This window comes from Kribbella pratensis, from assembly GCF_004366075.1.
Taxonomy (GTDB): domain Bacteria; phylum Actinomycetota; class Actinomycetes; order Propionibacteriales; family Kribbellaceae; genus Kribbella; species Kribbella pratensis.
The window spans coordinates 999,363-1,012,448 of sequence record NZ_SODU01000001.1 but is presented as its reverse complement, the minus strand read 5'-3'; the positions used below and the strand labels follow the sequence as shown (position 1 = coordinate 1,012,448).

Genomic DNA, 13,086 nt, shown 5'->3' with positions numbered 1-13,086 from the left:
CACCCGGCGGGCGTCTTGGAGTCTGAGATATAGACTCAAGCATTCGAGGACGACCCGCAGGAGGAGCTCGATGCGCGTGCTGGAGACGGTAGAGGGTCCGGCGGACCTCAAGAAGCTGACCGATGAACAGCTGACCGATCTGGCGACCGAGATCCGGGACGTGCTGGTCGAGACGGTGACCCGCACCGGGGGCCACCTCGGCCCGAACCTCGGCATGGTCGAGGTCACCCTGGCGATGCACCGGGTGTTCGACTCACCGCGGGACCGGCTCCTGTTCGACATCGGCCACCAGGCGTACGTGCACAAGCTCGTCACCGGCCGGGCGGGGGACTTCGGCACGCTCCGTCAGCAGGGCGGCCTGTCCGGATACCCGAGCCAGGCCGAGTCCGCGCACGACGTGATCGAGAACTGCCACGCCTCGACCGCCTTGTCGTACGCCGACGGCCTGGCCAAGGCGTACCGGGTGCGCGGCGAGGACCGGCACGTGGTCGCGGTGATCGGCGACGGCGCGCTGACCGGCGGTATGGCCTGGGAGGCGCTGAACAACATCGCCGCCGCCAAGGACCTCAACCTCGTCATCATCGTCAACGACAACGGCCGGTCGTACAGCCCGACCGTCGGCGGCCTCGCGACCCACCTCACCAGCCTGCGGACCAACCCGCGGTACGAGAAGGTCCTCGACCTGATCAAGAAGAACCTCGGCCGGACGCCGTACGTCGGCCCGCCGATGTACGAGGTGCTGCACGGCGTCAAGAAGGGCCTGAAGGACATGCTCGCCCCGCAGGGCATGTTCGAGGACCTCGGCCTCAAGTACGTCGGTCCCGTCGACGGTCACGACCGGCAGGCGCTCGAGGACGCGCTCCGCAACGCCAAGGCGTTCGGCGGCCCGGTGATCGTGCACGCGGTGACCAAGAAGGGCTTCGGGTACGCCGCCGCCGAGCAGGACGAGGAGGACAACCTCCACCAGATCCGCCCGGTGAACAAGCCACGCGGCTGGACGGACGTGTTCTCCGACGAGCTGATCAAGATCGGCCACCGGCGGCCGGACGTGGTGGCGATCACCGCGGCGATGCTGCACCCGACCGGACTCGCGCCGTTCGCGGAGGAGTTCCCGGACCGGATCTTCGATGTCGGTATCGCCGAGCAGCACGCGGTGACCAGCGCCGCCGGCCTCGCGCTGGGCGGCCTGCACCCGGTCGTCGGCCTCTACTCGACGTTCCTCAACCGCGCCTTCGACCAGCTGCTGCTGGACGTCGCACTGCACAAGTGCGGCGTGACCTTCGTCCTCGACCGTGCGGGCGTCACTGGTGATGACGGCCCGACCCACAACGGCATCTACGACATGTCCCTGGCCAACCTCGTCCCGGAGCTGCGCCTCGCCGCTCCGCGGGACGGCAAGCGGGTCCAGGAGCTCCTGAACGAGGCCGTCGAGGTCGACGACGCCCCGACGGTGCTGCGCTACGCGAAGGGCGAGGTGTTCCCGGACATCGAGGCGATCGACCACGTCGGGGAGATGGATGTACTCCATCGATCCGGCAAGGACGTGCTGCTGGTCGGTATCGGCGCAATGGCGGCGACCGCGATGGAGGTCGCGCAGCGCCTGGAGGCGCACGGCTTCGGTGTCACCGTGGTCGACCCGCGCTGGGTGAAGCCGGTGAACCCGCAGCTGGTCGAGCTGGCCAAGGAATTCGAGCTGGTCGCCACGATCGAGGACAACGGCCGCGCCGGCGGCTGCGGCACGATGATCGCCCAAGCGCTGCGCGATGCAGGAGTCGCGACTCCCTTCCGCGACTTCGGCGTGCCGCAGGAGTTCCTCGAGCACGCCAAGCGCGCCGTCGTACTGCAGGCGATCGGGCTCACCGGCCAAGAGGTGGCCCGGGAAATCACCGAGCAGCTCACGCAGCAGGCAGAAGCTCTGAGCGAGCCGGACACCGCCGGCGACCGCCCGGGTACGTAGCAGGGGACCGTGGCCGAGGCAGGGCGACACAGCCGCCACGCGGCCACGCGCCGGCGTTCGCGCGTCTGGCCGGTCCTGCTGTCGATCGCCCTGGTAGCGGTCGCGGTGGCCGGCGGTCTCGCCCTGCATCGCTCCAGCCAGACCGACGGCCGCGCCGCCGACGCCACCACCAACACGCCGACGGTCGACCAGGCCGCGCGATCGGCGGCCGTCGACCAGGTGCTGCGGCGCCGCTCGGAAGCGGTCCTCGCCGGCAACGAGCAGGCGTTTCTCGCCGACGTCGACCCCGGCAACAAGCGGCTCGTCGCGAGCCAGCGGACCCTGTTCACGAACCTGCGCCAGTTCGGATTCGCGAAGCTCACCTACCAGCAACTGGCCCAGCAGTACGACGACACGATCGCCCAGAAGTACGGCCCGTCGACGTACCTCGTGGCCGTCGCGATGACCTACCAGATCCGCGGCATCGACCTGGTCCCGGTCCGCGCGATGCTCGGCTACACCTTCACTTCCCGGCCCAACGGCACCTGGATGCTGGTCTCCGACTCCGACCTGGACCAGCGCCTGCCGCGCGGCTCGCATCAGGAAGCGTGGGACATGGACGCGGTCCTCGTGAAGCGCGCTGCCCGCGTTCTCGTGGTTGTCGAGAAGGGCCAGGACGCCCTTGCGGACAAGCTGGTCAAGATGTCGCTCAGCGCGGTGCAGGCGGTCTCGAAGCGCTGGCCCGGCGGCTGGAACGGATCGGGTGTGGTGATCGCGCTCGACGACAAGTTGGTCCGCGGCGCCGACTACACACAGCCGAAGAACGCCGAGGACGCGCTCGCGATGGCGACCTGGGTGTACCGCACGCTGCCCGGCGAGGTCACTGGCGAGGGACAGCGGGCCGACTCGTACGTCGTCGTGAATCCCCACAACCGGAACAAGGTCGACGCCCGCACGCTGGCCCACGAGTTCACCCACGTCGCCACCGCGCCGTACGGTCCGTACGGCCCACGCTGGCTGGTCGAAGGTGCCGCGACGTACGTCGAGTTCCTGCCGATGGACGGCCAGAAGGACCTGGCGATCAAGGAGTACCGGCTGGACGTGCGGACGAAGTACCTGGCGAAGGCGAAGAGCCTGCCCGCCGACGACACGTTCTTCGACCAGGCCGACAGTTCGTACCCGTTGTCCTGGCTCGCGCTCGACTACCTGTTCACGCGGTTCGGCGGGGTCGAGGTCGTCACGCTGTACCGGGAGCTGGCCGCGCTCGGCTCGACGCAGAAGGAACGCGACCGGATCATGCTCGAGCATCTCGGGATGACCGAGGCGGGACTTTTCGCCGCCCTCAAGGCGGCAGCCGCAGCGTAAAGCGGCGAGCGTCGAGTAGGGTAGCCCGGCTGCAACGATCGGGTACTCGGAGGAGAACGACCCGAAGTGAGTGCGACGACGCCCAATGAAGGGCTGCCTGCTGGGCCCCGCCGCTGGCTCGGCCTGGTGCTGGCGGTTGCCCTGGTGTCGGGCGGCGTCGTCTACACCGTTGAACAACGAGAGCAGGACGCCCACGAGCGCGCCGCCGCCACGCAGACCGCGACACCGGCGCCGCCGAAGGCCACCAAGCCGTCCCGGATCGCCGCCACGGTCGCCGCCCGGCGGGTCGCGATCGACACCATCCTGATCCGCCGCGCCCAGGCCGTGCAGACCGGCAACGAGGCGCTGTTCCTGGCCGACGTCGATCCGGCGAACAAGAAACTCCGCGCCGCGCAGAAGATCCTGTTCGCGAACCTGGTCGAGATCGGCTTCACCGAGCTCGGCTACAGCCAGGCCGAGGAGCGCTTCAACCCGGCCGTCCTCAAGGCCCACGGCAGTACGACGTACCTGGTCCGGATCCTGATGCGGTACCAGATCCCGAAGGTCGACTTCACGCCGGTGACGACCGAGCTCGGCTACACGTTCGTCGCCCGCGGCGGCCACTGGCTGCTCACCGCCGACGACGAACTGGACAACGACCTCGGGCCGGGCGCGCACCGCGAGGCCTGGGACCTCGGCCGGATCGAGGTGCAGCGCGGTCCACGGGTCCTCGTCGTCGTGGAGAAGGGCGACACGAGCCGCGGCCGGGCGATCGCCACCGAAGCGGCCGAGGGGCTGCACGAGGTCGCGACGTACTGGCCGCTGCACTGGACCGGCTCGGTGTTCGTGATCGCGCTCGACGAGACCGAGGTCCGCGACGCCAGGTTCGCCGACGAGGACATCGAGTCCGCGGCGAGCACCGGTACGACGTTCTCCTCGCTGCCCGGTCAGGACACCGCCGACGGTACGGTCGCCGGCGGGTACGTCGTGATCAACCCGAACGAGCGCGACCGCGTCGACGAGATCCTGCTGTCGCACGAGATCACCCACGTCGCGACCGCGGACCTCGGCGGGTACGAACCGTTGTGGCTGGCCGAAGGCGCCGCGGAGTACGTGTCCTGGCGCGGGATCGAGGCCGTCAGCGGACCGGGCGAGGTCGGCAAGTGGGAGCAGGAGGTCATCGACGACGCCGTACCGCAGCTGAGCGCGCTGCCGAGCGACGCGGGCTTCTACCAGAACTCCGCCGACGTGTACGGCGTCAGCTGGCTGGCGGTGCGCTTTCTCGTGCAGCGGATCGGGCTCGGCAAGGTCGAGGAGCTGTACGAGGACATGGCGCGCAACGGCACCGATCAGGCGTCCCGCGATCGCATCCTGCTGAGTCGCACCGGGCTCACCGAAGCGACCCTCTGGACGTCACTGACAACATACCGGCCACAACGCTGAGTGCCGGTTTGACCTCGCGCTGTCAGAGGAGCAACCTCGAAGAGGTTCCGTCCACCTTGAGGAGGCGCAGATGAGTCTTGTGCGGAAGAAGACGATCGAGCAGTCGATCGCCGACACCGACGAGCCGGAGTACCAGCTGAAGAAACGCCTCACCGCGGTCGATCTGACCGTCTTCGGCATCGGCGTCATCATCGGTGCCGGGATCTTCACCCTCACCGGCCGCGCCGCCAAGCTGTACGCCGGTCCGGGGATCGCACTGTCCTTCGTGCTGGCCGCCGTCTGCTGCGCGCTGGCCGCACTGTGCTACGCCGAGTTCTCGTCCACCGTGCCGGTGTCGGGTTCGGCGTACACGTTCTCGTACTTCGCGCTCGGTGAGATCTTCGCCTGGATCATCGGCTGGGACCTGCTGCTCGAGTTGATGCTCGGGGCAAGCGTCGTGGCCCAGGGCTGGTCGACGTACGCCGCCTTGTTCCTCGACCAGATCGGGTTGGGCTGGCCGTCGTCGATCGGACCGGACAGCAACGTCAACGTGCTGGCGATGCTGCTCGTCCTGGTGCTCGCTACCCTCGCGACGATCGGCATCAAGGAGTCCCTGCGGGTCAACCTGGTGCTCGTCGCGATCAAGCTTTTCGTGGTGCTGTTCGTGATCGTCGCCGGCCTGTTCTACATCAAGGGCTCGAACCTGACGCCGTTCATCCCGCCGAGTGTCGAGACCCCTGATGCGGGAGTCACCATCACGACGCCGTTGTTCCAGGCGCTGTTCGGGTTCACGCCGTCGACGTTCGGCGTGATGGGGCTGGTGTCCGGCGCGTCGCTGGTGTTCTTCGCGTTCATCGGGTTCGACGTGGTCGCGACCACGGCCGAGGAAGCGAAGAACCCGCAGCGCGACCTGCCGCGCGGCATCATCGGCTCGCTGGCCATCTGCACCGTCCTCTACGTGCTGGTCTGCATCGTCATCACCGGCATGGTGAAGTACTCCGACATCAGCGGTGAGGCCGCGCTCGCGGAAGCGTTCCGGTCCGTCGGCCGCGGTGGATTCGCGACGTTGATCTCCGCGGGTGCGGTCGCCGGTCTGACCACCGTCGTACTGACCCTGATGATCGGCGCCGCGCGCGTCGTGTTCGCGATGAGCCGCGACCACCTGATGCCGCGGGAGCTCGGCAAGACGCACCCGAAGTGGGGTACGCCGTACCGCCTGACGATCGGCATCGGCGTGCTCGTCGCGATCGTGGCTGGGGTGACCCCGATCGGCAAGCTCGAGGAGATGGTGAACATCGGCACGCTGGCCGCGTTCACCCTGGTGTCGATCGCGGTGCCGCTGCTGCGCCGGAGCCGTCCCGACATCCAGCGCTCGTTCCGGGTGCCGGGCAACCCGGTGATCCCGATCCTGGCGGCGCTGATCTGCCTGTACCTGATGCTGAACCTGTCGCTGGAGACCTGGCTGCGGTTCGCGATCTGGATGGTGCTCGGCTTCGTCCTCTACGCCGTGTACGGCTACCGGCGGAGCCGCGTCGGGCTGGAGGAGCGCACCGGCGAGGTCCAGAAGGCCTGATCCGGTCCCCGGGGACGGTCGGCTGCGGTTAGGATCAGCCGACCGTCCGAGGGGGACACCGATGAACCACCCGAAACGCCTGTTCGCAGGCGTTGCCGCGCTGGCGCTGGTCGCGTCCGGCGCGGTTGTCGCTGTCAGGGCCTGGCACGGTGACGCTGCGTCCGGGACCACCGTGCTCGCCGTGCGGGCATCGCCCAGTACGCCGCCTGGACAGCTCACCGCTTCGCAGAAGGCCGCCCGCAAGAAGGCGCTGGACGTGATCCTGGCCCGACGATCGGCCGCCGTGCTCAAGGGCGATCTGAAGGCGTTCCTGGCCCCGGTCGACCCGAAGCAGACCGAGCTGGTCGCGCGGCAGCGGACGCTGTTCACGAACCTGCGGAAGTTCGGGTTCAGCACGCTGCGGTACTTCACCGCCGACGGGTTCGACGGGGCGCCGGCCCTGGTCGAGAAGTTCGGGACGCGGGCGTTCTCGACGCGGGTGATGATGCGGTACCAGATTGCGGGGCTGGATCCGCGGGCCGTGCAGACCGACCTCGGGTACACCTTCGTGCCGCGGGCCGGGGCCTGGGTGCTCGTCGACGACACCGCGATCGACGAGCTGCTGACGGAGGCCGGCCATCGCCAGCCGTGGGACTTCGACGAGGTCCAGCTGGTCCGGCGGGGCAAGGTGGTGGTGGTCGTCGACAAGCGCGAGGCGAGTCTCGGCACGAAGGTCGCGAAGGTCGCGGACAACGCCGTGACGTCGGTCCGCAAGCACTGGAAGCGGCCGTGGAACGGGGCGGTGCTGGTCGTGGCGATGCCGCTGCCGGGGGTGATGTCGACGCTCTGGACGGCCGGCAGCGGCGGCGGCTGGACGATCGCGGCGAAGGCCGTGACGCTGTTCGAGGGGGAGCAGCTGGGGAAGCCGATCGGGCGCCCGATCGGCAGCCGGATCGTCGTGAACCCCGCACTTCGCAAGAAGCTCGACAAGGACCTCCTCGTCCACGAGATGACCCATGTGGCGACGTCGACGCTGGGCGTCAACGCGCCGATCTGGGCCGTCGAAGGTCTCGCCGAATACGTCCGCTGCCGCTCGATCGAGGACGATCCGCACTGGTCCGTCGACCCGTACCGCAAGCGAGTCCGAGCGAAGTACCTGTCGAAGCTGACAGCGCTGCCCAACGAGAAGGTCTTCGCCGACGACGCCGACCGGGCCTACGGAACCAGCTGGTGGATCGTCGAGTACCTGGCCGACAAGCTCGGCGAGAAGAAACTCGCCACCCTGTACGTCGACCTCTCGCAGCACGGCGAAGCGGTCCTGACCAAGGACACCGGCCTGACCGCGGCCCAACTCGTCGCCGCAGCGAAGAAGTTCAAGGGCTGAAGGTGCTGGGGGACGGAGCGGGCTTCCGGCTCCGTACCGCCCCCCAGCGGTCTGTCAGGCGAGACTCGCCACACCCTTCGGCAGGAAGCGACTCCCGTTGACCTTCTCCGCGATGCCGGAGCGGTCCAGGTAGGGCGTGATGCCGCCGAGGTGGAACGGCCAGCCGGCGCCCAGAAGCAGGCACAGGTCGATGTCCTGGGCCTCCGCGACCACGCCCTCGTCGAGCATGATCCGGATCTCCTCGGAGAGCGCGGTCAGTACCCGGGTGCGCAGCTCGTCGGCGGTGGACGGCTTGTCGCCGACCGTCACCAGCGCCTCGACCTCCGGGTCCACGACAGGCTTGCCCTCCGGCCAGATGTAGAACGAGCTCTTGCCCGCCGCGACGACCTTCGCCAGGTTCTCCGACACCGCGAACCGCTCCGGGTACGCCCGGTTCATCGTCTCCGCGACGTGCAGCGCGACCGGCAGCCCGACCAGCTGCAGCAGGACGAACGGCGGCATCGGCAGACCGAGCGCCGACAGTGCCTTGTCCGCCTCGAGGATCGGCGTACCTTCGTCCACCGCCGCGCTGACCTCGCCGAGGAAGCGGGTCAGCAGCCGGTTGACCACGAACGCCGGCGCGTCCTTCACGAGCACGCAGGACTTCTTGAGCGTCTTGCCGACCGCGAACGCCGTAGCGAGCGACGCGTCGTCGGTACGGTCCGCGCGGATGATCTCCAGCAGCGGCAGCACCGCGACCGGGTTGAAGAAGTGGAACCCGACGACCCGCTCCGGGTGCTCCAGGTCCGCGGCCATCTCCGTCACCGACAACGACGACGTGTTGGTCGCCAGGATCGCGTCCGGCCGGACGATCTTCTCCAGGTCGGCGAAGATCGTCTTCTTCAGCTGCAGCTCCTCGAACACGGCCTCGATCACGAAGTCGGCGTCCGCGAACGCGCCCATGTCCACCGAGCCGGTGACGAGCGCCTTCAGCTGGTTCGCCTTGTCCGCACGGATCCTGCCCTTGCCGAGCAGCTTGTCGATCTCACCGTGCACATACCCGACGCCGCGGTCCACGCGCTCCTGGTCGAGGTCCGTCAGTACGACGGGAACCTCGAGCCGCCGCGCGAACAGCAGCGCCAGCTGACCCGCCATCAGACCCGCACCGACGACACCGACCTTCGAGACCGGCCGCGCCAGCGACTTGTCCGGCGCGCCGGCCGGGCGCTTGGCCCGCTTGTTCACCAGGTCGAAGGCGTAGAGGCCGCTGCGCAGCTCCTCGCTCATGATCAGGTCGGCGAGCGCCTCGTCCTCGGCCGCGAACCCACGGTCCCGGTCGTTGTCGCGAGCGGCCGCGATCAGGTCCAGCGCCCGGTACGGCGCCGGCGCCGCTCCGCTCACCTTGACGTCGGCGAAACTCTTGCCCCGGGCAACAGCCGCGTCCCACGCGTCGCCGCGGTCGATCTCCGCCCGCTGGACCGTGACCTCGCCCGTGAGGACCTTCGACGCCCAGATCAGCGACTGCTCGAGGAAGTCCGCCGACTCCAGCAGTACGTCGCCGATGCCCAGCTTCACCGCCTCGGGCCCGCTGAGCATCTTGTTCTGGTTGAGGGCGTTCTCGACAACGACCTTCACCGCGTTGTCCGCGCCGATCAGGTTCGGCAGCAGGAAGTTGCCGCCCCAGCCCGGGATCAGGCCGAGGAAGACCTCCGGCGTCGACAGCATGCCCGCGGCCACCGACACGGTCCGGTAGGTGGCATGCAGCGCGACCTCGAGCCCGCCGCCGAGCGCGACGCCGTTCACGAACGCGAACGACGGCTTGCCGCCGTCGACCAGTTTCCGCAGGACACCGTGCCCGATCTTGCCGAGCGCCAGCGCCTGCTCCCGGTCGGTCAGCTTCGGTACGCCGGTCAGGTCGGCGCCCGCGGCCAGGATGAACGGCTTGCCGGTGACACCGATCGCGACGATCTCGTCGCGGGCGAGTGCCGCGTCGATGGCTTCGTTCAGCGAGCCGAGGCCCTTGGGACCGAAGGTGTTCGGCTTGGTGTGGTCGTGCCCGTTGTCCAGCGTGATGAGCGCCATCGTGCCGGCCTTGTTCGGCAGTACGACGTCCCGCGAGTGGGCGAGCGTGACAACCTCGTCGGTCGACAGCGCCGACGCGCTGTCGATCAGATCCTGCAGACTCATGCGGCTGCACCTTCCCAGTTCGGGTTCTCCCAGATGACCGTGCCGCCCATGCCGAGGCCGACGCACATGGTGGTGAGGCCGTAGCGGACCTCGGGGCGCTGCTCGAACTGCTTGGCCAGCTGGTTCATCAGCCGGACGCCGGACGAAGCCAGCGGGTGGCCGAAGGCGATCGCGCCGCCGTACGGGTTGACCCGCGGGTCGTCGTCGGCGATGCCGTAGTGCTCCAGGAACGCCAGCACCTGGACCGCGAACGCCTCGTTGACCTCGAAGGCCTGGATGTCGTCGATGGTCAGGCCGGCCAGCTTCAGTGCCTTCTCGGTCGCGGGCACCGGCCCGAAACCCATCACCTCGGGCTCGACGCCGACGAAGCCGTAGGACACCAGCTTCATCTTCGGCTTCAGGCCGAGCTCCTCGGCGGCTTCGGCCGACGTGATCAGCGCGGCGGTCGCACCGTCGTTGATACCCGCGGAGTTGCCTGCCGTGACCCGGCCGTGCGGACGGAACGGGGTCTTCAGCTTGGCCAGGTCCTCCATCGTGGTGCCCGGGCGCATCGGCTCGTCGGTGGTGGCGTAGCCCCAGCCCAGCTCGGCCGACCGCGTGGCGATCGGCACCAGGTCGGGCTGGATCAGATCGTTCGCGTAGGCCTTCGCGGCGCGCTCCTGGGAGGCGACCGCGAACGCGTCGGCGCGCTCCTTGGTGATCGAGGGGAACCGGTCGTGCAGGTTCTCCGCGGTCGACCCCATCACCAGGGCCGAGGTGTCGACCAGTTTCTCGGAGATGATCCGCGGGTTCGGGTCGACGCCCTCGCCCATCGGGTGCCGCCCCATGTGCTCGACGCCGCCGGCAACGACCACGTCGTACGCGCCGAAGGCGATCCCGGCAGCGGTGGTGGTGACGGCGGTCATCGCGCCGGCGCACATCCGGTCGATCGAGTAGCCGGGCGTGGTGTTCGGCAGGCCGGCCAGCAGCGCGGCGGTCCGGCCGATGGTCAGGCCCTGGTCGCCGATCTGGGTGGTGGCCGCGATCGCGACCTCGTCCACCCGTTCCGGGGGCAGACCCGGGTTCCGCCGCAGCAGCTCCCGGATGCATTTGATCACCAGGTCGTCGGCACGCGTCTCGGCGTACTGGCCCTTGGCCTTGCCGAACGGGGTGCGAACGCCGTCGACGAACACGACATCGCGGATCTCACGGGGCACGAGGGCCCTCCTCTGGGGGTCGGGAAAGCTACCCCGATGCTACCCGTCGGTAACAGAACCGCCAAAGTTCCCACGCCTGTGCGACGGCTCACAAATCAGTCAGCCGTGGCAAAGCGGCGCGAATGGGCGCATGCTGGAGTTCAAGGTCCGCGTTTCTGGAGTTGTTCCATGAACAATCTTGATCTGTCCGTGCCGGTCCTGAGCCGGGGGAAGCACCGCAGTCCGCGCAAAGGCGCCTGCTTCATGGAGTTCGCGTCCTACCTGGCCGGTGAGCCGTGGTCGGACCACCCGTCCTGCACGCACCCGCTGCTGGCCGGCGTCGCGCGTGACGTGAACGACTGCACGACGGATTCCGGCCGGTCGCGGCTGGCTCCGTTGATCCCGTCGGTGATCGGCCTGACCCCGGACGACCCGCACGTCGTACCGCGGGTGACCGCGCGCTGCATCCAGCACGCGCTGCCTGTCGTCTCGCAGGAGCGCCAGTACATCCTGGCCGTCGCCCTGCTGGTGGGGGAGAAGCAACTCGCCCTGCTCGACGGCCGGGCGCCTGACGACATCGAGCCGGCGTCGCTCGCGGTGCTGGAGGCGGTCCCGTCGGCGACCAAGTGGGCGCGGTCCTTCACCGCCCGTTCGCGTCGCGCGACCCCGGACTTCGCCCGCCGTACGGCGCCCCGCGCGGTCTCCTGCGCGGTCGAGGGGATCTCGCAGGCCTGCGTACCGGATCCGGACGACCGGCTGTACCACCTGCTCCTCGACGCCATCGCAGAGACCAAGGCGTGGGTGCCCGCACCGGCACCCGCAGCCGAGCCGGTCACGCGCGAGGTCGTACGCTTCACGGTGTGACATCGGAGATCGATACCGGATCAGGTCTGTTGCCGATCCACGAATGGGGATCCGCTGACACCGAGGCACCGGGAGTCCTGCTGCTGCAGGAGATCTTCGGAGTCTCCGACTACATCAAGCAACGCGCGGCGGACCTGCACGCCCTCGGGTACTACGTGATCGCGCCTGAGATCTACTGGCGACTGGACGACACCGAGCTCGACGAGTCCTCGCCGGAGCTCCTACCGCGCGCGATGGGCATCGCCGGACGTCTCGACTGGGACCAGGCCGTGACCGACGCTGTCGTCGCACTGGAGTACCTGAAGGCGCGGGGGAAGGGCACCGGGGTAGTCGGCTTCTGCTTCGGTGGCGGGCTCGGCTACAACGTGGCCGCTGTGTCGTCGCCGGACGTTCTGGTGAGCTACTACGGCTCCGCGTTGCCCGATCTGCTCGAGCTCGCGCCGAAGGTGACCGCCACCAGCCTGCACCACTTCGGCAACGCCGACGCGTACCTGGACGTCGACGCGATCGTGCCCGCACTCGGCAATGACGATCGGGTCGAGATCCACCGGTACGACGGCGCGGGTCACGCGTTCGACAACCCACTGCCGATGTTCCACCACGCGGAGGCGTCCGCGCTGGCGTGGCGGCGTACCGAAGACTTTCTCGCCCAAAACCTCCCAACCTCCCAAGGACAAGCATGAGCCTGTACGACATCCCGTTGACCACCCTGTCCGGTGCCGCGACCTCGCTCGGTGATTACAAGGGCAAGGCCGTCCTGGTCGTGAACGTGGCGTCGAAGTGTGGTCTGACACCGCAGTACGAGGGCCTGGAGAACCTGCAGAAGAAGTACGCGTCCCGCGGCTTCACCGTGCTGGGCGCCCCGTGCAACCAGTTCGGCGGCCAGGAGCCCGGCACCGCCGAGGAGATCGACACCTTCTGCTCCACGACGTACGGCGTGACGTTCCCGATGCTCGACAAGCTCGAGGTCAACGGCGAGGGCCGCCACCCGCTGTACGCCGAACTCACCCTCACGCCGGACGCCGACGGCGAGGCCGGCGACATCCAGTGGAACTTCGAGAAGTTCCTGATCAGCCCCGAAGGCACCGTCGCCGCCCGCTTCCGCCCCCGCACCGAGCCGGAATCGGACGAGGTAGTCGCCGCCATCGAGGCCCAACTCCCGGCCTAGAGCTACCCGGCCAGATCGCCCGTCGCTTCTGCGGCGGGCGATTTCTTCTGCGCTCCGACGCATTGCAACGACTCT

At 68.8% G+C, this 13,086-nt stretch carries 10 protein-coding genes; 8 read left to right on the top strand and 2 right to left on the bottom strand.

The features are described 5' to 3' along the window. Positions 1-70 precede the first annotated feature (70 nt). The 5 genes from dxs to EV137_RS04875 all read left to right on the top strand — a co-directional run bounded on the left by dxs (position 71) and on the right by EV137_RS04875 (position 7,638). The gene (gene dxs, locus EV137_RS04895; protein ID WP_134126811.1) at positions 71-1,957 is read left to right on the top strand and encodes a 1-deoxy-D-xylulose-5-phosphate synthase; all 1,887 of its coding nucleotides are present in this window, start codon (positions 71-73) and stop codon (positions 1,955-1,957) included. A gap of 9 nt (positions 1,958-1,966) precedes the next feature. Then, positions 1,967-3,301 (top strand): hypothetical protein, encoded by a 1,335-nt coding sequence (locus tag EV137_RS04890; RefSeq protein WP_134126809.1) that lies wholly within the window; start codon positions 1,967-1,969, stop codon positions 3,299-3,301. Positions 3,302-3,367: 66 nt separating this feature from the next. Next, positions 3,368-4,723 carry a hypothetical protein gene (locus tag EV137_RS04885; protein WP_238175089.1) on the top strand — a complete coding sequence of 452 codons (1,356 nt, stop codon included), beginning with the start codon at positions 3,368-3,370 and terminating at the stop codon, positions 4,721-4,723. A 70-nt stretch (positions 4,724-4,793) separates the two neighbouring features. Continuing rightward, the gene (locus tag EV137_RS04880; RefSeq protein WP_134009381.1) at positions 4,794-6,275 is read left to right on the top strand and encodes an amino acid permease; all 1,482 of its coding nucleotides are present in this window, start codon (positions 4,794-4,796) and stop codon (positions 6,273-6,275) included. A gap of 61 nt (positions 6,276-6,336) precedes the next feature. After that, the gene (locus EV137_RS04875; RefSeq protein ID WP_134126807.1) at positions 6,337-7,638 is read left to right on the top strand and encodes a hypothetical protein; all 1,302 of its coding nucleotides are present in this window, start codon (positions 6,337-6,339) and stop codon (positions 7,636-7,638) included. Positions 7,639-7,692: 54 nt separating this feature from the next. On the opposite strand, the gene EV137_RS04870 is transcribed toward EV137_RS04875, so the two are convergent. Both EV137_RS04870 and EV137_RS04865 read right to left on the bottom strand, forming a co-directional pair. Beyond that, positions 7,693-9,804, bottom strand: coding sequence for a 3-hydroxyacyl-CoA dehydrogenase NAD-binding domain-containing protein (locus tag EV137_RS04870; RefSeq protein WP_134126805.1), 2,112 nt, complete (start codon positions 9,802-9,804; stop codon positions 7,693-7,695). After that, positions 9,801-11,000 carry a thiolase family protein gene (locus EV137_RS04865; RefSeq protein ID WP_134126803.1) on the bottom strand — a complete coding sequence of 400 codons (1,200 nt, stop codon included), beginning with the start codon at positions 10,998-11,000 and terminating at the stop codon, positions 9,801-9,803. The genes EV137_RS04870 and EV137_RS04865 overlap by 4 nt, the downstream gene beginning before the upstream one ends. A 168-nt stretch (positions 11,001-11,168) precedes the next feature. Here EV137_RS04865 and EV137_RS04860 point away from each other — a divergent pair, with 168 nt between their 5' ends. From EV137_RS04860 to EV137_RS04850, 3 genes are read left to right on the top strand one after another with little or no spacing between them, the layout of a single operon-like run. Then, positions 11,169-11,843 (top strand): hypothetical protein, encoded by a 675-nt coding sequence (locus EV137_RS04860; protein WP_134126801.1) that lies wholly within the window; start codon positions 11,169-11,171, stop codon positions 11,841-11,843. Beyond that, positions 11,840-12,526 (top strand): dienelactone hydrolase family protein, encoded by a 687-nt coding sequence (locus tag EV137_RS04855; RefSeq protein ID WP_134126799.1) that lies wholly within the window; start codon positions 11,840-11,842, stop codon positions 12,524-12,526. Before EV137_RS04860 ends, EV137_RS04855 begins: the two co-directional genes overlap by 4 nt. After that, positions 12,523-13,011 carry a glutathione peroxidase gene (locus tag EV137_RS04850; RefSeq protein ID WP_134009393.1) on the top strand — a complete coding sequence of 163 codons (489 nt, stop codon included), beginning with the start codon at positions 12,523-12,525 and terminating at the stop codon, positions 13,009-13,011. Before EV137_RS04855 ends, EV137_RS04850 begins: the two co-directional genes overlap by 4 nt. The last annotated feature ends 75 nt before the right edge of the window (positions 13,012-13,086 follow it).

Bases quoted from the DNA above. Each gene is read 5' to 3' on its own strand.
- dxs (WP_134126811.1), top strand. From the start codon at position 71: ATGCGCGTGCTGGAGACGGTAGAGGGTCCGGCGGACCTCAAGAAGCTG.
- EV137_RS04880 (WP_134009381.1), top strand. From the start codon at position 4,794: ATGAGTCTTGTGCGGAAGAAGACGATCGAGCAGTCGATCGCCGACACC.
- EV137_RS04875 (WP_134126807.1), top strand. From the start codon at position 6,337: ATGAACCACCCGAAACGCCTGTTCGCAGGCGTTGCCGCGCTGGCGCTG.
- EV137_RS04870 (WP_134126805.1), bottom strand. From the start codon at position 9,804: ATGAGTCTGCAGGATCTGATCGACAGCGCGTCGGCGCTGTCGACCGAC.
- EV137_RS04860 (WP_134126801.1), top strand. From the start codon at position 11,169: ATGAACAATCTTGATCTGTCCGTGCCGGTCCTGAGCCGGGGGAAGCAC.
- EV137_RS04850 (WP_134009393.1), top strand. From the start codon at position 12,523: ATGAGCCTGTACGACATCCCGTTGACCACCCTGTCCGGTGCCGCGACC.